At 49.1% G+C, this 18,753-nt stretch carries 16 protein-coding genes; 6 read left to right on the top strand and 10 right to left on the bottom strand.

The window, feature by feature from the left end; translation table 11 throughout:
• Window positions 1-12 precede the first annotated feature (12 nt).
• A complete protein-coding gene (locus tag J3P40_RS17470; protein ID WP_256007564.1) occupies window positions 13-2,691 on the bottom strand; it encodes a valine--tRNA ligase in 2,679 nt (892 codons plus the stop codon).
• Window positions 2,692-2,745: 54 nt separating this feature from the next.
• On the bottom strand, window positions 2,746-4,902 hold the full coding sequence (locus J3P40_RS17475) for a S9 family peptidase (protein ID WP_256007565.1): 2,157 nt from the start codon (window positions 4,900-4,902) through the stop codon (window positions 2,746-2,748).
• Between the two features lie 92 nt (window positions 4,903-4,994).
• On the opposite strand from J3P40_RS17475, the gene J3P40_RS17855 reads away from it, so the two are divergent.
• Window positions 4,995-5,879 carry a DMT family transporter gene (locus tag J3P40_RS17855; RefSeq protein ID WP_256007566.1) on the top strand — a complete coding sequence of 295 codons (885 nt, stop codon included), beginning with the start codon at window positions 4,995-4,997 and terminating at the stop codon, window positions 5,877-5,879.
• Window positions 5,880-6,025: 146 nt separating this feature from the next.
• Here the strand turns inward: J3P40_RS17855 and J3P40_RS17485 are convergent, their stop codons facing one another.
• A complete protein-coding gene (locus J3P40_RS17485) occupies window positions 6,026-7,159 on the bottom strand; it encodes a Gfo/Idh/MocA family protein (RefSeq protein WP_256007567.1) in 1,134 nt (377 codons plus the stop codon).
• Window positions 7,152-7,487: an MmcQ/YjbR family DNA-binding protein gene (locus tag J3P40_RS17490; RefSeq protein ID WP_256007568.1), complete on the bottom strand. Its 336-nt coding sequence runs from the start codon at window positions 7,485-7,487 to the stop codon at window positions 7,152-7,154. The genes J3P40_RS17485 and J3P40_RS17490 overlap by 8 nt, the downstream gene beginning before the upstream one ends.
• 71 nt (window positions 7,488-7,558) lie before the next feature.
• Between J3P40_RS17490 and mnmC2 the strand changes: the two genes are divergently transcribed.
• Both mnmC2 and mazG read left to right on the top strand, forming a co-directional pair.
• Window positions 7,559-8,227, top strand: a complete 669-nt coding sequence (gene mnmC2, locus J3P40_RS17495; protein ID WP_256007569.1) for a tRNA (5-methylaminomethyl-2-thiouridine)(34)-methyltransferase MnmC2 — start codon at window positions 7,559-7,561, stop codon at window positions 8,225-8,227.
• 8 nt (window positions 8,228-8,235) lie between these two features.
• Entirely contained in the window at window positions 8,236-9,042 is an 807-nt protein-coding gene (gene mazG, locus J3P40_RS17500; RefSeq protein ID WP_256007570.1) for a nucleoside triphosphate pyrophosphohydrolase, read from the top strand.
• Window positions 9,043-9,047: 5 nt separating this feature from the next.
• Here the strand turns inward: mazG and J3P40_RS17505 are convergent, their stop codons facing one another.
• A complete protein-coding gene (locus tag J3P40_RS17505) occupies window positions 9,048-9,671 on the bottom strand; it encodes a DEAD/DEAH box helicase (protein WP_256007571.1) in 624 nt (207 codons plus the stop codon).
• Between the two features lie 73 nt (window positions 9,672-9,744).
• Between J3P40_RS17505 and J3P40_RS17510 the strand changes: the two genes are divergently transcribed.
• Both J3P40_RS17510 and J3P40_RS17515 read left to right on the top strand, forming a co-directional pair.
• Window positions 9,745-12,174, top strand: coding sequence for a phosphocholine-specific phospholipase C (locus J3P40_RS17510; protein WP_256007572.1), 2,430 nt, complete (start codon window positions 9,745-9,747; stop codon window positions 12,172-12,174).
• 165 nt (window positions 12,175-12,339) lie between these two features.
• Complete coding sequence (locus tag J3P40_RS17515; RefSeq protein WP_256007573.1) at window positions 12,340-13,194, top strand: murein L,D-transpeptidase catalytic domain family protein; 855 nt, start codon at window positions 12,340-12,342, stop codon at window positions 13,192-13,194.
• Here J3P40_RS17515 and J3P40_RS17520 read toward each other — a convergent pair.
• The 5 genes from J3P40_RS17520 to J3P40_RS17540 form a co-directional block, all read right to left on the bottom strand.
• Window positions 13,191-14,723 (bottom strand): L,D-transpeptidase family protein, encoded by a 1,533-nt coding sequence (locus J3P40_RS17520; protein WP_256007574.1) that lies wholly within the window; start codon window positions 14,721-14,723, stop codon window positions 13,191-13,193. The two genes, J3P40_RS17515 and J3P40_RS17520, sit on opposite strands and share 4 nt — an antisense overlap.
• 232 nt (window positions 14,724-14,955) lie before the next feature.
• A complete protein-coding gene (locus J3P40_RS17525) occupies window positions 14,956-15,138 on the bottom strand; it encodes a hypothetical protein (RefSeq protein ID WP_256007575.1) in 183 nt (60 codons plus the stop codon).
• A 26-nt stretch (window positions 15,139-15,164) separates the two neighbouring features.
• Window positions 15,165-15,320, bottom strand: coding sequence for a hypothetical protein (locus tag J3P40_RS17530; RefSeq protein ID WP_256007576.1), 156 nt, complete (start codon window positions 15,318-15,320; stop codon window positions 15,165-15,167).
• A 58-nt stretch (window positions 15,321-15,378) separates the two neighbouring features.
• A complete protein-coding gene (locus J3P40_RS17535; RefSeq protein ID WP_256007577.1) occupies window positions 15,379-16,116 on the bottom strand; it encodes a DNA-formamidopyrimidine glycosylase family protein in 738 nt (245 codons plus the stop codon).
• A 54-nt stretch (window positions 16,117-16,170) separates the two neighbouring features.
• Window positions 16,171-17,391 carry an ABC transporter permease gene (locus tag J3P40_RS17540; protein ID WP_256007578.1) on the bottom strand — a complete coding sequence of 407 codons (1,221 nt, stop codon included), beginning with the start codon at window positions 17,389-17,391 and terminating at the stop codon, window positions 16,171-16,173.
• Window positions 17,392-17,608: 217 nt separating this feature from the next.
• Between J3P40_RS17540 and J3P40_RS17545 the strand changes: the two genes are divergently transcribed.
• Window positions 17,609-18,751: an exo-beta-N-acetylmuramidase NamZ family protein gene (locus tag J3P40_RS17545; RefSeq protein ID WP_256007617.1), complete on the top strand. Its 1,143-nt coding sequence runs from the start codon at window positions 17,609-17,611 to the stop codon at window positions 18,749-18,751.
• The last annotated feature ends 2 nt before the right edge of the window (window positions 18,752-18,753 follow it).

The following is an 18,753-nucleotide window of genomic DNA, read 5'->3' on the forward strand; positions in this document are numbered from 1 at the left end:
CGAGGCCCGGATTTACTTTTCCAGGGCGCTTAAACTATCTTCAATAATCCTGATCTTCGCTTCGGCATCTGCTTTTTTGTTGCGCTCGTTCTGCACCACTGCCGGCTTCGCATTGGCCACGAACTTTTCGTTACCTAGTTTTGCGTCTACAGATTTCAAAAAGCCCTGCAGGTACTGTAGGTCCGCATTTAAACGCTCACGTTCCGCATCAGCATCTACGGCCTCATTCAAATGAATAAAGAACTCGTCCGCGCCTGTCATAAACGCAACAGCCCCCGGAATTTTATCGTTCACCAACTCTGTCTGACTGATATTAGCCAGTTTAAAGACAATATTCATCCATTTCTCGTAGTCCATACCCGAGTTAACCTTTATAGCGAGCGGCAAAGCCTCTTTAGGTGAGATCTGTTTGGTGTTACGGACGTTACGGATTTCTGCGACCACATTTTTGATTGCCTCAGCCTCCTTAAGAAGAGCGCCATCAGCCTCGCCCGCTACAGGGTAGCTGGCAACGATACAGCAATCCATCTCTGCCCTGCTGCCAAACAACTCATCGTGCCATAATTCCTCGGTTATAAAAGGCATAAACGGATGAAGAAGTGTCAGTATCTTACTGAAGAACCCAGTTGTAGCCCGCATCGTTTCCTGATCCACAGGATGCTGATAAGCCGGCTTCACCATCTCAAGATACCATGCGCAGAAATCGTCCCACACCAGTTTATACGTAGCCATCAGGGCCTCCGACAAGCGGTACTGCCTGAAGTTATCTTCTATTTCTGAAAGTGCTTCGTTGAAGCGGTTCTCAAACCACAGGATAGCCTGCTTATTGGGGTTTTCAAGCTGATCGTTCACCTCCCAGCCTTTTACCAGCCTGAAGGCATTCCAAACTTTATTTGCAAAGTTCCTGCCCTGCTCACAATAGTTTTCATCAAACATGAGGTCATTTCCCGCAGGCGAACAAAGCAACATACCTACCCGTACTCCATCTGCACCGTATTTTTCTATAAGATCGATCGGATCAGGTGAATTGCCGAGCGACTTGGACATCTTACGGCCCAGTTTGTCGCGCACTATACCTGTCAGGTAAACATTGGTGAACGGCTTTTTGCCCCTGAATTCATGGCCTGCCATGATCATCCGGGCCACCCAGAAAAACAAAATCTCCGGCGCGGTCACCAGGTCATTCGTGGGGTAGTAATAATTAATATCCTTATTATCCGGATCCTTAAAACCGTTGAACACGGAGATGGGCCATAACCAGGACGAGAACCAGGTATCCATAACATCCGGGTCCTGTGTAAGAAAAGGCGCCAGCTGATGCTTAAAGCCCTTTTTCTCTTCCTCAGTAAAGACACCGTCAATGTCTTTAAGCTTAAGGAATTCGTCCAGCGCCTCATCTTTTGTTTTAGCTACCACCCAATTCCCTTTATCGTCGTACCAGGCCGGTATCTGCTGACCCCACCACAGTTGCCTGCTGATGTTCCAGTCGCGCACGTTTTCCATCCAGTGCCGGTAGGTGTTGATGAACTTGTCCGGAATTAACCTGATATCGCCGTTAATAACATCTTCCAGTGCTGGCTTGGCCATCTGATCCATTTTACAGAACCACTGCATCGAAAGCTTAGGTTCAATCGCAGCATTCGTACGCTCAGAAAATCCCACCTGCGACTTATACCCTTCCACTTTTTCCAGGTGCCCGGCTTCGTCAAGCAGCACAGCAATCTTCTTACGCGCGGCGAAACGGTCTTCACCAACCAGAATTACGGCAAGTTCATTTAAGGTACCATCATCGTTCAGGATGTCGATAACCGGAAGCTTATGTTTCACACCCAGCTCATAGTCGTTCAGATCGTGTGCGGGCGTTACTTTAAGGCAACCTGTACCGAAGTCCATCGTCACATACTCGTCCTCAACAATGGGTATCTCTCTGTTGATTAGCGGCACATACACTTTCTTGCCTTTCAGATGCGCATAACGCTCATCGTTAGGATTTATACATATCGCCGAGTCGGCCATAATCGTTTCCGGCCGGGTAGTCGCTATTGTCAGATATTCAGATGCTTCGCCGGTAGTGCCAGCAATTGTATATCTGATATAATAAAGCTTCTGGTCAACCTCCTTACGGATGACCTCCTCGTCAGATACCGCGGTCTTACCAGCAGGATCCCAGTTAATCATCCGCACACCACGATATATCCAGCCCTTCCGGTACAAGTGGATAAAACTGTCAATAACCGCCTCAGAAAGATCATCTTCCATGGTGAAGCGCGTACGCTCCCAGTCGCACGACGCGCCGAGCTTTTTTAACTGCTCGAGAATGATGCCGCCATATTTCTCTTTCCACTCCCAGGCGTATTTAAGAAACTCTTCGCGGCTGAGGTCTTTCTTCTCAATCCCTTTTTCCTTGAGCATGGCCACTACTTTGGCCTCCGTAGCAATAGACGCGTGGTCTGTACCCGGCACCCAGCAGGCATTCTTCCCCTGCATACGTGCTTTGCGGATCAGCACATCCTGAATGGTATTGTTGAGCATATGACCCATGTGAAGCACCCCCGTCACATTGGGCGGAGGAATTACAATCGTATAAGGTTCGCGCTCATCAGGCTCTGAATGAAAAAAATTCTTTTCCATCCAGTAGCTGTACCATTTATTTTCGGTTGCTGCCGGATCGTATTTAGTAGAAATGCTCATTGCTAATAAAAAAGTATCAGATTTTAGCCGGTAAAAATAACAATAAAATGCCGCTTACTTCAAGTACAGGTCAAAATAGTCCGTCACTTTCTGATACAAATGCGCACGGTCTTTACCCAATACATTGTGTTCGTGCCCCGGATAAATCATGTAATCTACCTGCACGCCCTTATCTACCGCATGCTTTACAAAGTCGACCGAATGCTGCTGCACCACAACCGGGTCTTGCTGACCATGAATAAGCAGGAGCTTACCTTTCAGCTGTTCCACACGATTACTCAGATAGGTCGCTGCATAACCCTCGGGGTTTTCCTGTGGTGTATCCATATAACGTTCGGTATACATCACCTCATAAAAGCGCCAGTTGATTACCGGTCCGCCAGCAACCGCCGCTTTAAACACACCAGGGTGAGTCAGCATGAAATTCGTGGTTACAAAACCACCAAAACTCCAGCCAAACAGTCCCATATTGGCGGCATCTACAAAAGGCTGCGCTTTCAGGTAGTCAGTCGCCCGCAGCATATCTTCCATCTGCACCGTACCTGCATTCCGGAACATAGACTGCTCAAATGCCTTTCCGCGGTTATCACTTCCCCGTACATCAACCGTTAGCACAACGTATCCGCGTTCGGCCATAAACCTGAACCAGTAGTCGCCCGCCCCTCCGTTCCAGCTATTGGTAATAAGCTGTGCATGCGGACCGCCATACCAGTATACCACCACCGGATATTTCTTTGCCGCATCAAAGCCCACAGGCTTGTATAACGTAGCGTACAGATCGTCGCCCAAATTACTCTTTATCGTGATCAGCTGAGGTGCCGAAACCGCGTAGGCCTGCAAAGGATTCTCTGCGCGGAGCAATACCTTAACATCCGATGGCTTCGCTACGGAAAGCAAACGTATTTCCCTCGGCAAGCTAATATTGCTGAAGTTGTCAATCACCGTTTTTCCCGAACTGCTTACCTGGGTGTTGTGTACCCCGGAGCCAGAGGTAATTCGCTTACTGCCACCTGTTTTCAGATTCAGCGCGTAAAGATTTCTGGTGAGAGGGGAGTCTTCGGTCGACACATAAAATAAGCTGCCGCCTTTGGCATCAAAACCCTTTACGTCCAGCACTTCCCACTGACCGCTGGTCAGCTGTTTCAACAATTTTCCAGTAGTGCTGTACAGATACAGGTGGTTCCAGCCATCGCGGTTGCTCTGCCAGATAAACTTCGAAGGGTCGTTTTTCAGAAATAGCATCGGCACCAGCGGCTCTACATATTTCTCGTCACGCTCTTCAAAAAGAGTCTTTACAAACTTTCCGTTAACGGCATCGTACTGGTTGAGCTTCATATGATTTTGCTCGCGGTTGACCACAGCGATGTAAACGAACCTGTTGTCCGGGCTCCAGGCGATATTCGTAAGATACTGTTCCGCCGGCTCGCCGGTCTGAACGTAAACCAAAGCCCTGGTCTCGGCATTGTAAACACCAAGGGTTACGTGGTGACTCTTGTCGCCCGCCATGGGATATTTTATATTTACATTTTTTGCCGGAATGCTTGTCCAGTCGATGATAGGATAATCGGTTACCATGCCCTGATCCATCCGGTAAAAAGCGAGCAGTTTACCGTTGTCACTCCAGAATGTACCTTTCGATATACCGAACTCTTCCCGGTGTACGGAAGAGGCATAAACGATGTCACTGCTGCCATCGGTAGTTACCTGAAACTTATCCCCGTCTTTGGATACAAACAGATTGTGGTTGTCTACATACGCCACATAGCCTGCACTGCTTTCCTCAGCATGCTGTTTTGTCGCGGCGTCTTTGTCGACCAGCACGCGGACTTTATTGCTTTGGGGATTAAGAGCAATCTTTTCAGTACCGGTATAAATCACCCAGTCTGCGCCCTGGTTGAACTGTATAAAGGGCATGGCCTGTAGCGTATCCCTTTGCGCTGCACGAAACCTCTGATTCAACTGCGTTAGAGTAAGGAAAGCTTTCTCCGCAGATTTCGCGTTGCCTGAATACCAAACGGGGCTTCCGCCAATAGGTTTGGCATATACATAATCCTCAGAACCGTAAATAAACTGGATCTGGGAAAGGTTCTGCGGTGCCAGGGCCGTCCGGGCATTGAGCATCGCATCCTGAATCGTTAGTTTCTTTTCCTGTGCCGAAGAACAAAACGCGACAGCCAGCAGCGGGACAATCGCTAGGAGTTTCCTGATCATATTGTAGAATAAATAGTAAGCTTGCCAAACATAACCATATTTGTTAAAATATGGTGACCAAATATCGGCTTTTTGGAGCTTACCTTTGATGTGTGAAAAACATCTTAATCGGCATCCTGTTCGCCATGCTATGGGCTTCTGCTGCCGTCGCGACCAAGTTCGGCATCCAGTCGGCACCACCTCTGTTACTCGCCAATGTACGCTTTCTGCTGGCGGGACTTGTATTGCTGTGCTACGGCTACATATACAAGCCCGACAGCTCCTATCGCCTGCCTGCCGGACCTGAATGGAAGCAACTCGCGCTCTTTGGCCTGCTCAATACCGCCGTTTATCTCGGACTGTTTGTCTATGCTTTAAAATTTACCGCCGCCGGTATCGGCAGTTTGGCTACGTCGACCAACCCACTGCTCATTGTACTCATCTCGGCATGGCTCATCGGGCGCCGGCCCGCCCGGTCTGAAGTGCTCAGTATCGTTATTGGCATGACCGGCATCGGCGTTGCCAGCTGGCCTTTGCTGCAGGACAGCTCGACTACGGTGTTCGGACTTGCCGTGCTCATGACCAGCATGGTATCGGTTTCTTTTGCCAGCGTGTACTACGCCAGCGTAAAATGGAGCCTGCCCAATATACTGATCAACGGCTGGCAGGTGGGTTTGGGCGGACTCTTCCTCCTGCCTTTTACCCTGGTGTTCAGCGACTGGTCGGCCGTAAGCATCGACAACCGTTTTATTTTCTCGGTGCTGTGGCTGGTGCTGGCCGTATCGGTAGTCGGACTCATCTGCTGGTTTTACCTACTTAAAATCGATACCGTTAAGGCTTCCCTCTGGCTGTTTCTCTGCCCTGTATTCGGTTTCTTTTACGCCTGGTGGCTGGTCGACGAGCCTATAACAATCTATACCCTTCTGGGTACTTTACTTGTTCTCGGCGGGCTTTATCTGGGGCAGCGGGACAGGCTAAAAAAAAGAACTCATGATTGAGTTTCAACACAATAAATTGTGTTAAAATATGTTAAATACATATACAACTTCAATCATGAAAACGATAAATGTTTTTTCTGTAACGGGCAACATCATGAGAAGGCTTGGGATCACAAAGATCTACTGCTGGTTTAACAAGTAATATCCTACCTTTTGAATGGTACAGTCTTACCTGTACGGGCAGACTCTTTTGCCGCTTCGAGGATCCTGACTACCGTCATATTGTTTTCTAAAGCATACAGACCAAAGTCCGGATCTTTTATTTTACCCTTAAGTACATCTGCCAGGTAAGCAAACGGATCTTCATACACCGGCATCTCTTTCGTTGTTACCGCCATAGCCTGCTCTTTCCGGTCATTTTTGGCCCTGATCCTCATATTGCTTTGGTCGACCGTGATCACATATCCGGTCTCGCCGTAAACTTCCATGTCCTTCCGGTTAAACGGCCAGTTCCAAGAGGCCTGGATGATGCATTGCGCATCTGGATAGTTCACAATGATGGTAGCGTCGTCTTCCACCTTAGGATAGATCTCCGGTTTATACTGTCGTGTAACCGCTGTAACCGATACCGGCTCCTGGCCTTTCATCAGGTTGGTCATCAGGTTTGCACCGTAACAACCGAAATCTACCAGCGCACCGCCACCATTGCCTACCGGATCGGTAAGGAAATCGAAGAATTCCTGCCCTACGCCAATCTCTCTCGGGCCTTGGTGACCATCGTGTACAACCACTTTTCTGATCCGGCCTACATAGTTGCTGTCGTTGACCAGCTGATAGGCCTTAGCCGTGCTTGGGTACCATGAGGTCTCGAAATTCGTCAGCAAATGAATCTTGTGCTTTTTAGCCAGCGTTTCCATTTTGCGGGCATGGGCCAGACTTGCTGCAAGTGGTTTCTCCACCATCACGTGGATGCCGCGGGGCGCGCAAGCCTCCACCACCATAAGGTGATCGAACACAGATCCGAAGGCCACGACAGCTTCCGGTTTCACTTCGTCGAGCATTTTGCCGAGGTCTGAATAGAAAAGCTTCGGATCGAGCTTGTAACTGTTTGCCCGTTTTTCCGCCAGCGCCTTTACAGGTTCAAAAATGCCCACAAGCTCCACGTCTGTTTTACCCTTCCTGTTCAATATCCACGGCACATGCCCATGCGCCGTACCTGCTACCGCGAGTCTTAGCGGTTTACCGGAGCTCTGGGCATATCCGCTGCTGAACGCACCACTCAACATCGCCGTGATTCCGGCAAAAAGCATGTATATTTTAACCTTGATACTGTTATGCATATTTCTGTTGCAGTTTTTTTGACAATTTAATTAATACCAGCTCCCGCGACTCCTTTACGCGCTTCAGGAGTTCCTGATCGGGCATCACCTCCAGCCCCTCTACCTCAATCCACTGCCTCCTGGCAAAATGCGGAGCCTGCCTGATGCCCGGGCGGGCGGCCAGAGCGTCGAACTCTTCGGGATTGCATTTCATACAAAAATGTCCGTCCTCAAGCAAAACCAGCACGAATATCTTTTCCTCCAGCATAAAGCAGAGGTGGTCCCATTTCATGCCTTCGGTTGTCCCCGGCAGTGCCAGACAATGATCTCTGAATGTTTCAATATCCATAACGTGCGTTGAAACTCCTAAAGTTAAACTTATTCGTGAAACCCTCATGCACATTTTATAAGTTTGCAAAGATGAACAGGATTACGCAGACGGCCGACGGTTCGAATACCCTTTACAGTGAGAGCATTGGTGAACACTATCATTCCAAACACGGCGCACTGCAGGAAAGCAGGCATGTATTTGTTGATGCGGGCCTGAACCATGCCATCGAGCGCTTCCCAGGTCGGGAGATTTCCATCCTTGAAGTAGGCTTCGGCACCGGCCTTAATTTCTTACTCAGTGCCGCGACTGCCCATGAGGCCGGTGTACCGTTAAATTATGTAGCCCTGGAGGCTTTTCCTTTACGCGCGGAAGAGCTTGAACTAACTGGCTACGGTGCTTATGTGCCTTCGGAACTCTGGCAAAGCATGCTGCTGAACTATGGAAAAGCTTTACAGCAAAGCGTAGAAATCATACCCGCACAGCGCCTCAAAATTCATCATACCTATCTTCACAGGTACGAACCTACCACATTATTCGATCTGCTGTATTACGATGCGTTTTCTGTACAACACCAGCCTGAAATGTGGACCGATGAGATCATCGCACATGCCTGCCGGTTTTTGAAGCCCGGCGGCATCTTTGTAACTTATGCCATTACAGGCAAACTGAAACGTGCCCTTAAAAGCCTAGGGTTCGATATTGAAAAACTCCCTGGCGCGCCCGGTAAGCGGGAAATGCTTCGCGCCATAAAAAATTAAACTGTCATATGCCAAATCATATACCTCCGCCAACCGCTACTGATCCAAGCTCTGCGTTTCAGCGCCTGCTCACCGTTATAGATACCCTGCGTACGGAATGCCCCTGGGATAAAAAGCAGACCATGGAAACCTTGCGGCATCTGACCATCGAGGAGACTTACGAACTTTCTGACGCTATCCTTGAGGGCAACCTCGACGAGGTTAAGAAGGAACTGGGCGATGTCATGATGCATCTGGTCTTTTATGCCCGGATAGCGTCGGAAACCAAGCAATTCGATGTTGTTGATGTGCTCAATAGTGTGTGCGATAAGCTCGTGAACCGCCATCCGCATATTTATGGGGATGTAAATGTTCAGGATGAGCAGGACGTGAAGCGAAACTGGGAGAAACTGAAACTAAAAGAGGGCAACAAGTCTGTGCTTGCCGGTGTGCCGGCCGGACTCCCATCTTTGGTAAAGGCAAGCCGTATTCAGGAAAAAGCCCGGGGCGTAGGGTTCGACTGGGACAATAAAGAACAGGTTTGGCAAAAGGTTGAGGAAGAACTCCAGGAATTTAAAGACGAATATAACGGTGCCGATCAAAAAGACATTGACCTCGACAAGGCCGAATCAGAATTTGGCGACCTGCTGTTCTCGCTGATCAACTATGCGAGATTTGTAAACATCAATCCGGAAAATGCACTGGAAAAAACCAACAAGAAATTTATAAAGCGTTTCCAGTACCTGGAGTCGAAAGCGAAAGAACAAGGCAAAGCACTTCAGGACATGACACTCGCTGAAATGGACGTCTATTGGAACGAGGCTAAAAAACTATAATACCCCTATTCTGCTTCTATAACGGCCGGAAAATTCATGAACTCGTCGACAATCCGGTTTAGCTTAGGGTGAAACGACTGCGCAAAGAACAGGTGCTGGCACTTCCCTGAACTTCTGGCAAGTTCAAAAACCTGCAGCTGCAATCCTTTGGCCATCAGTTCATCTGCGTCGTCCGCAATAAACATCTGGAGTTTATTCAGGTTCAACCCCAGCTTCAGGTAAACGGCTCTTGCCCGTTTAGGTGTAGCTATCACAATATCGGTTCCGGCAGAAAGTTCATCGATCTCATCGTCGAGCGAAACAGCGTCGGAAAGCATCATCACCCGGAGGTCGCGACGCTGGCTCAGCAGCTTGAATTGCTGTACCACTTCCCCTCCGCGTACCTCATCGGGTACCAGCACCAGGATCTTAGGAGCCTCATCTTCGGTGTATCTGATCTGTGCCAGCACACCCATCACATATGCAGTAGTTTTTCCGCTCCCGTCCGGAGCCAGCGCAACCAGGTCCTGCCCGCCGGCAATGCGTTTCAGCGTTTTTGCCTGAATGGCTGTGGCCGACTCATATCCCGCCTCCTGCATGGCCCGGATAAGGGGCTTGCTCAATTTTAACTTTTCTAACGATTCCTGCATGCTGAATGTTTAAGGACGCCGGCCTTCGTTGCCCGACGATGCAAATTTAACAGAAACACTTGTATATTTAGCCATGCAGCAACGACGAGACTTTATTAAAAAAGCTTCCCTCCTTACCGGGAGCATCGGACTGGCCGGGATACTTCCAGATTCCATTCAAAAAGCCCTTGCTATAAACCCTGTACCGGGCAGCACCTATCTGGATGCAGAACACGTGGTCTTCCTGATGCAGGAGAACCGGTCTTTCGACCATACCTTCGGCACACTTAAGGGCGTCCGCGGCTTTAATAATCCCCGTGCTATACGGCTGGCCAACGACTATCCCGTTTGGTTGCAGCGCAATAAAAAGGGCGAGACGTACACGCCTTTCCGGCTTAATATTAAAGATACCAGGGCGACCTGGATGAGTGACCTGCCCCACTCCTGGGAAAACCAGGTAGATGCAAGGAATAAGGGCCTTCATGATGGATGGCTCGAGGCGAAGCGTCCGGGCAACAAGGATTATGCAGATATGCCCCTCACCATGGGGTATTATAACAGGGACGATATTCCTTTTCATTATGCGCTCGCGGATGCGTTTACCGTATGCGATCACCATTTCTGCTCTTCGCTAACGGGTACCAGCTCCAACCGCTGCTTTTTCTGGACCGGCACGATACGCCCGGAACAAAACGCCCGGTCTAAACCGCATATCTCAAACGGCGATATAGACGGCCCGGAACGCGTATCATGGAAGACCTATCCCGAACGGTTGTCGGAACATGGGGTCGACTGGAAGGTATACCAGAATGAACTCAGTGTGGGCACCGATCTCGAGGGTGAAGCAGAGAGCTGGCTGGCGAACTTTACGGACAATGACCTGGAGTTTTTTAAGCAGTACCATGTCCGCCGTCATCCTGAACATCTGGTCTACCTGCGGCAAAGCAAGGCCAGGATCGAAGCGCAGCTTAAAGACAAACCCGACGCCAGCGCTCAGAAAAAACTCGATGAGATCAGCGAGCGCATCATCTTTCTGGAGCAAAACCCCTTAAGCTCGCTCAGTGCTGAGCAGCAGGACTTGCATAAACGGGCTTTTGTTACCAACCGGGCAGATCCGGACTACCATACGCTGGAAACCATCACGTACGACGATAATGGCGTGTCACGGACCGTACGTATTCCTAAAGGAGATGTGTTTCATCAGTTCCGGGCCGATGTTGATGCCGGCAGGCTTCCAACAGTCTCCTGGCTGGTGGCGCCCTGCAATTTCTCCGATCATCCCGGTGCACCCTGGTATGGTGCATGGTACTTGTCCGAAGCTATAGACATCCTTACCAAGAATCCGGAGGTCTGGAAGAAAACCATCTTTGTGCTGACCTATGACGAGAACGATGGCTATTTCGACCATATGCCGCCCTTTGTTGCGCCTGATCCGGAGGACAAAGAAAGCGGCCGGGTGTCTGATTCGCTCGACATCAGTACAGAGTATGCAGGCGAGGGCCAAACGAGCCGTAAAAGTCCGATAGGTTTAGGTTTCCGTGTACCTATGGTGGTGGTATCGCCTTGGACCCGCGGCGGCTATGTGAATTCGGAAGTCTTTGACCACACCTCGAACATACAGTTCCTGGAGAAGTTTCTTCAGCATAAAACCGGGAAACTTATCCGGGAAGAGAACATAAGTTCCTGGCGACGCAGTGTTTGTGGCGACCTGAGTTCTGTATTCAGGCCCTATCATGGGGAGGTGCTTAAAGGTCCCTCGCGTTTAAAACGCATTCCCTTCATTGAGCAGATTCACAAGGCTAAATTTGCAAAGCTGCCCGACGGCTTTAAAAAGCTCAGCGATGCGGAGATTACTGATATAATTAAAAACCCAATGAAGAGTCTGCTCCTGCCCCGGCAGGAGCCCGGCATTAAACCTGCCAGCGCCATTCCGTACGAACTGTATGCAGAAGCGGCGTTGACTAAGGACCGCAGCGCAATAGAACTTCGCTTTACAGCGGGCATTACTTTTTTTGGCAAGCGCTCCAGCGCCGGCAGTTTCCTTGTTTACGGCAATGGGCGACAATGGCCTTTTACCGCCGCGGCGGGAGATACGCTCAGCCATCAGTGGCGCTTGGAGGGTTTCCGGGAACAGGCGTACGACCTGCAGGTGTATAGCGTCAACGGATTCTACCGCAGGTATACCGGAAATGCCCAGGACCCCGGCCTTCTTATAAACCTGTTGTACGAACGCGACAACCGCAACCGGCCTACCGGTGGCGTAATACTGCGGGCCACGCGTACCGAGGCAGGAGCAGCCCTAAGCCTGAATATTTCCGACGCTATGTATAACATCGCTAACCGTAAGGTAAGCATGAAGAAAGGCCAGAAAGAATTGCTGCTTAGCTTCGATTTAAGCAAGGCGCACCACTGGTACGACATCAACGTAACGGTAGACCAACATCCCGGTTTTATCCGGCATTACGGAGGCCATGTAGAGCTGCTCAAGGATAGTTTTACTGACCCTTATATGGGCAAGGCTTAAGTCATATAAGCGTAATAGCTTGCAAATAAAGTTTTTAAGTTAGAATTGTTTTCGTTATATTTGTATCAACAAGGTTACAGAAAACGAAAACAATTCTATTCGTACATACGAATGCGAATTATTTAACGTATAATATCACAAGCTAACGCTTTTAACCAAATGAGTATGAGAAGAGAGATTTTAGGAGGAGCAGGATTATTGGTTACAACCATCGCTTTAACGTTTATCAGCTGGACAGCCAGTCCCGAAAAAGCAGCTTCCGCAGGCATTGACACCTCAGGTACCACCCTTAATGTACAGACAGCAGGTAAAGACACTGCTTCCGGGAACCTGATGGAAACAGAAACTTCAAGGTATCAAACCTATCTGAAGCGCGTATACGACCTTGCGCATCTTGCCGAGGCTGGTTTAAGTCTTCCGGTATTCGAGAAAGCCGTTACAGGCTTTTACAACCTTAAAAATTCAGGGAAGCTGAGCAAAGACAAATCCGTCCTTACCATTGCTGACTTTGACATGAGCAGTACAAAAAAACGTTTGTGGATCGTTGACCTGGACAAGGGGTCACTTCTGCTGAATACCTGGGTTGCGCACGGACAAGGAAGCGGAAACGATAAAGCTAATGCCTTTTCAAACAGGAGCAACTCGCACCAGAGCAGTTTAGGTTTTTATGTTACCGGCGAGATTTATCGCGGGCAGCACGGCCGTTCTTTACGTTTGGATGGTATGGATGCAGGCTTTAACTCCAATGCCCGCAGCAGGGCCATCGTTGTACATGGCGCCGACTATGTGAGTCAGGGTACCATAAATGCGCTGGGCCGTTTGGGCCGAAGCCATGGATGTCCGGCAGTGGCACCTGAACTGACAAACAAAGTGATTGACGCCATTGAAGGGAAAACCGTTTTGTTTATCAATTCAAGTGAACAGAACTACCAGTCTAAGTATCTTGATACCCAGGCTGCAGCTCTTTTCGCCAGTGCGCAGAACCTTTCGTCCGAGGTATCCGCAGCGAGCCTGGACTAAGCCTTACGCTTTTCCTGCATCTTGCTGAGGTACGAATACAGCACCACATCCAGTCCGTACACGTCCTTACGGAACTGAACCTTGCCGCCTTCATCGGCCCAGGCCGTTTTGTAGGTCAGGTGTACAGGGACTTTTTCCGGCAGTGCAATATCTTTGGCTTCGGGGTTACCCTCATTCTGCATCTCTCTGGCGATGGTTTCATATTTAGCGCCATTGCCGAAAAGTGCCTTAGCAAGTTCCAATGGTTTTTCTACACGCACGCAACCATGGCTCACCGCACGGTTGGCCAGACTAAAAGCTGCCTTAGCCGGAGTATCGTGCAGGTACACGGAACTGCCGTTCTTGAACAGAAACTTGATCTTGCCCAAAGCGTTTGCATCGCCTGGTCGTTGTTTAAAGCTGTATTTAGTACCCGCCTCCGGATCGCTCCAGTCAATTAACTCAGGATCCTCGATACGTTCACCATTCTGATACACGTCAATACCCTGGTTCGCGAGGTAGTAAGGATCAGCCGCAGCATGCTTGGAAATTTCATTGGTGGCAATACTTTTAGGTATGTTCCATACCGGGTTTACCTGTACACTGTGTATCAAACTGGCCAGTTGCGGCGTCTCGCGACTAAACGGCCGGTCTTTCTTCAAATCGTTTTCATCATACTCCCGCAATTGCGTGGGGTCAACTTCACGGCCCTCGCCTACGCAAACCTTCATGTTCAAAACAGATTTTCCATTTTCCAGCACATCGAGCCTGAAATCGGGGATATTTACCACCACCATCTTTTTAGCATCCTCACGGTTCTTCCAGCGCAGGCGCTCGAGGTTGACCTGCAAAATCCGCTTCGTTTCTTCCGCTGTCATGCCCGGCGCAGTCACTCCGCTCACCAGCGCTTTCTGCAGGGTCTGATACCCTTCAGCCTTAGGCTGTATACTGTCGAGGAAGGTTTTCAGGTCATCTACCTTCCACACCTGGCTCATAGACACACTGTCGGGCCGCTTGGTTTCGGTAAAGTAACGGGCGTAGATGCGACGCGGACTAATAATCCCGTATTGCAAAGCATTGCTGTAGTCGATCAGGGAGTTGGCCGTAGCCAGTTCCAGTTCGGCAATAGTCCTGTAGGCCTCGTCGACCGACTTAATGGCTTTTTTATCGTAAACTTTGTTCACCAAGCTGCTGATATGCGCCGCATCGAACATTTCCGGGGCCAGGCCATGCTCTTCGGCTTTGCCCAGCCTTTCCGCGAATGCCTTAACGTTCTCCTCGGGCATGTGCTTCATCATCAGCACCGGATCATAATCGTTCGTCTCATAAAACGCGCTGATCAGCTTTGGATTGCGGAGACTGCCTCGTTTCTCCTCTAGCGTTTGCTTGAAGACCTGAGCGAAGGTTTCCGCTTCAACCTTTTTAAAAATCCTGTTTTTCGTTTCATCAAAGAAAACCTTCCCGATGTCTGACCGGCTCTTCTTGCAGGCCTGCACTGCGAACAGCATAAACAGCGCAAAAATAGCGGCTGTTGTTTTGTATCTTCTCATATTGTTTAAATATCCCATAGCATACCTTAAATAAAAAAGATGATGCTTTTGTTTGACCCGGATTGCAAAACCGTCTGACCCAAGTGGCCACTTGGAAGCATGTGAGTCCGCAGTGAGTCCGCCATGAGTCCGGGGTGAGTCCGCCTTTTCCCAGAAAAAAGGCGGACTCATGGCAGTGTCATAGTGGTAGCAAGGCGCTCTCACCTGCTACCAGGTATGGGAATGGTCCGTATTATATTTTAATGGTGATTGTCCTCCCGGTAACGAGATGAAACTGGTAAGTTTTGTGCAGACCGTCATCGCCTACAACGATTTCTTCAACCAGGCCGGTTTTGCTGAAGGTATCTGTCACCAGATCCCCCTTTTTAACCTCATCCAGCACACTGGCCGGGGTATCTTGATTCAATCTTATCATACCGTGAAGATAAGCAAAGTATCGTATTACTGGACGAGGGTATCCGGATCTACGATGCGATCTGATGTTTCCGTATTGTCGCGGTTTAAAAAGAAAAAGAGCAAGGCGCCGATGATGAAAATAATAATCACCCAAAGCCAGAAATTACTTTTTCTTTTGGGTTGTACACTTAAATCTGCCATATGATGTGTTCTTGATGGTATAACTTCTGGAAATACGGAATTGTTTGCCCCGGGAGGCTCAGATATACAATTGCTGGCAGTTGGTACAGAAAAAACTGCGCCGCCGGGTCTTACCAAGATATTCCTTATGCATGGGAAGGTTACACCGCTTGCAGCTGCGCCTGGTATGGGCAAGCCAGTGTTTTTTTAAGGTATATTCTTTCTTCCAGCGAAGAAAATCGAAACTGTATATCCGGGTTTGGGCCACCATTTCTGCGAGCTTATTGCCCGGTATAGCCCGCATCGTGCTGAGCGGATGAATCCCTGTGCGGTACAGGACTTCGTTCTTGATGATGTTTCCCGATCCAGAGAAGATCTGCTGGTCGAGCAAGGCATCGCAGGCCAGCAGCGAAGGCCGGGCTTTGAGCTTTTCGAGTGCTGCGTCTTCGTCCCAGGCGGGCGACATCACGTCGGCCGACCAATCATAAACTTCGTTCAAATCGCCTTCTATGATGGCCAGTGAGCAGGCGTAGAAATTGATCTCTGCCTGTTCAAACTGGAGCGACAAACGCGCCGGCGTGTCTTTACGCTCGTTGATGCGATAGGTACCGAACAGCATAAAGTGAACACGTAAGCTGAAGTCGCCGAAACAAACCAGAAAATGCTTGCCCCAACTGGCAAAGCCCCTCAAAGTTTGCCCCACCATGCGTTCTTTATCGATACTGGTGTTCCCGCTCACAGCAATAACCTTGGTTCCTTCCAGGTGGAGTTCCTGAACCAGTTCTTTCAAAATGACGATAGAGGGTCCCTCTGGCATACGGTTTAAATAAGCAATATAGAAACCGCGCTGGGATGCTTTTGTTTTAGGGTGCTATTTGAAACGTATGGCTTTTAGCGGACTGATTCTGCTTACCAGCATAGAAGGCACGATGAGCACGAGCAGGCAAATGAGGGCGGTGGCCACATTTAATATCACCACATCTAGGAGTTCTATCTGCATAGGTACATAGGCAAGATAATACGAGGACTGATCGAGCTTAAATATATGGGTATGGTATTGGAGGAAACCGATGCCCAGACCGAGTATGTTACCAAGAACCAGTCCGATGCCCACCAGGTATAGTGCATTGTACAGGAAGATCTTCATCAGGCTGAAATTGCTCATGCCGAATGACTTTAACATACCGATCATATTGGTGCGCTCCAGGATAATGATGAGCAAAGCGGTGATCATGTTTATTACCCCTACGATCATCATTAAAGCCAGAACGATGCCGGTATTTACGTCGAGCAGCGATAGCCAGGTAAATATGGCCGGAAAGTACTCCTGTACAGACTCGGATCGCAGTTTTACGTCCAGGTTTTGATAAATGGTGGCCGCGCTTTCCTGAAGTTTGCTGAAGTCTTTGAGCCGCACCTCAATGCCGCCTACCTGGTCGGGGCTCCAGTTGTTTAACCTGCGGATCAGATTCAGATCGCCCAGCACAAAGTTCTTGTCGATCTCCTCTACACCAATGTTGTATATGCCTACCACGGTAAAGGGTCGCCTGCGGGGCGGGTCCTGAACAAAATGCATGATAAAATCATCCCCGGTTTTTAGCTTGAGCCTGTTGGCCGTAAACTGGGAGATCATAATTTGCCTGATGGCCTTCACACTGTCTGAAAAGTCGATCGTAGTACCGCTAACCAGATGCTTTTTGATATAGTTCCAGTTAAAGCTTTTATCGATGCCCTTGAAATTTATACCCTCTATCTCATCATTGGCCGTAATAATTCCGGGTTTTGTGGCGTATGACTGAAAATAATCAACGTTAGGGTCGTTTTTGAGACTTGCTAGGGTATGCGGCGAAGGTGCAAACGGACTTAACTCAAAAGAGTTGTTGAGATCGAATTTGAATATGCGGACGTCGCCAGTGTATCCGCGTACCTTTTCCTTGATCTCCCCTTTGAACCCTTTGATGATGGCGATCGCAAGCATCATCACGGCCAGACTGAGCATTACACCCGCTATAGCAATCCGCACGATCAGCACCGAGAACGTTCGCTCTGATTTAATCGATACCCGACTGGCTATGAAATATTCTGTGTTCAACCTTTACCCATTTATTGTAACTTAGCAAAAGTGCTCAAATGATTTGATTTAACATATTTAAAATAAAAAAGGTTCAGTGATGATGGTATTTGTTTCGCAGGTTTTAGGCGGTCTGATGTTCCTGCTTTCTGTTCAGGGCTGCAATGGCCGGGGCAGTGGCGAGGAAAGGAAAAATCCGACGCCAGAGCCGAAGGAAGTGGTGGCGGACGCCTCGGTAATGCCAGAGACAGCGCCGCAACTGAGGACCGGCGCTGAGCAAACGCAGGTCTATGTACCCTTGCTGAAAGGGAAACGTGTGGGCATGGTGTTAAACCAGACCTCGGTTATAGGGGCACAAACAACTGTAGACAGCCTTCGGGCGCTTGGGCTGAACATCGTCAAGATATTTGGACCTGAACATGGGTTTAGAGGCAATACCAGTGCAGGTTTGAGCGTGAAAGATGAGATAGATCAGAAAACAGGTATTAAGGTGGTTTCGCTGTACGGAAAGCATCACCGTCCTACGGATGCAGACATGAGCGACCTGGATATTGTAATTTTTGATATACAGGACGTCGGCGTCCGGTTCTACACGTATATCAACACCCTGCAATATGTGATGGAAGCCTGCGCGGCTAATGATAAGGAACTGATTGTGCTGGACCGGCCAAATCCTAACGGTTACTACGTAGACGGGCCTGTTCTTGAACCGCAGCATGTAAGCGGTATAGGACTGAAGCCCATACCAATTGTGCATGGCCTTACGGTTGGTGAATACGCAGGGATGCTGAACGGGGAAGGCTGGCTCGACAACAAGCTTAAATGCAAACTCAAGGTGATTAAAGTAGAGGGCTATACGCACGACACGCCTTATGACCTCCCGGTGAAACCCTCTCCGAACCTGAATTCCCGTCAGGCGATTCTCCTTTATCCATCAACCTGTTTGTTTGAGGGAACCTATTTAAATCATGGTCGGGGTACGCAATATCCCTTCACCGTAATAGGTTCGCCTTTCCTGAAAGGGAAATACAGCTTTTCGTTTACACCAAGAAGTATTAAAGGCATGGCTGAGACGCCCATATTCCAGGATCAGGTTTGTTACGGTTTGGACCTGAGAACTTATGATGTAGAAGAGTTCAGGCGCACACGGAAGATCAATCTGAGCTGGCTTATGGAACTGTATAAGGCCTCGCCAAACAAGCAGGATTTCTTTAACACCAAGCTGAGCAAGCAGATGGGGGTAATTGAACGTTTGGTAGGTGTTTCAGATTTCAGGCACCAGATTATGGAAGGGAAAACAGAGGCTGAGATCAGGGCAAGCTGGGAACCGGGCCTGAGCCGGTACAAAACAATGCGAAAGAAATACTTGTTGTATCCCTAAAA

Source organism: Pedobacter deserti, from assembly GCF_024436415.1.
Taxonomy (GTDB): domain Bacteria; phylum Bacteroidota; class Bacteroidia; order Sphingobacteriales; family Sphingobacteriaceae; genus Pedobacter; species Pedobacter faecalis.

Bases quoted from the DNA above. Each gene is read 5' to 3' on its own strand.
- J3P40_RS17470 (WP_256007564.1), bottom strand. From the start codon at position 2,691: ATGAGCATTTCTACTAAATACGATCCGGCAGCAACCGAAAATAAATGG.
- J3P40_RS17475 (WP_256007565.1), bottom strand. From the start codon at position 4,902: ATGATCAGGAAACTCCTAGCGATTGTCCCGCTGCTGGCTGTCGCGTTT.
- J3P40_RS17485 (WP_256007567.1), bottom strand. From the start codon at position 7,159: ATGCATAACAGTATCAAGGTTAAAATATACATGCTTTTTGCCGGAATC.
- J3P40_RS17490 (WP_256007568.1), bottom strand. From the start codon at position 7,487: ATGGATATTGAAACATTCAGAGATCATTGTCTGGCACTGCCGGGGACA.
- mnmC2 (WP_256007569.1), top strand. From the start codon at position 7,559: ATGAACAGGATTACGCAGACGGCCGACGGTTCGAATACCCTTTACAGT.
- mazG (WP_256007570.1), top strand. From the start codon at position 8,236: ATGCCAAATCATATACCTCCGCCAACCGCTACTGATCCAAGCTCTGCG.
- J3P40_RS17505 (WP_256007571.1), bottom strand. From the start codon at position 9,671: ATGCAGGAATCGTTAGAAAAGTTAAAATTGAGCAAGCCCCTTATCCGG.
- J3P40_RS17510 (WP_256007572.1), top strand. From the start codon at position 9,745: ATGCAGCAACGACGAGACTTTATTAAAAAAGCTTCCCTCCTTACCGGG.
- J3P40_RS17515 (WP_256007573.1), top strand. From the start codon at position 12,340: ATGAGAAGAGAGATTTTAGGAGGAGCAGGATTATTGGTTACAACCATC.
- J3P40_RS17520 (WP_256007574.1), bottom strand. From the start codon at position 14,723: ATGAGAAGATACAAAACAACAGCCGCTATTTTTGCGCTGTTTATGCTG.
- J3P40_RS17525 (WP_256007575.1), bottom strand. From the start codon at position 15,138: ATGATAAGATTGAATCAAGATACCCCGGCCAGTGTGCTGGATGAGGTT.
- J3P40_RS17530 (WP_256007576.1), bottom strand. From the start codon at position 15,320: ATGGCAGATTTAAGTGTACAACCCAAAAGAAAAAGTAATTTCTGGCTT.
- J3P40_RS17535 (WP_256007577.1), bottom strand. From the start codon at position 16,116: ATGCCAGAGGGACCCTCTATCGTCATTTTGAAAGAACTGGTTCAGGAA.
- J3P40_RS17545 (WP_256007617.1), top strand. From the start codon at position 17,609: ATGCCAGAGACAGCGCCGCAACTGAGGACCGGCGCTGAGCAAACGCAG.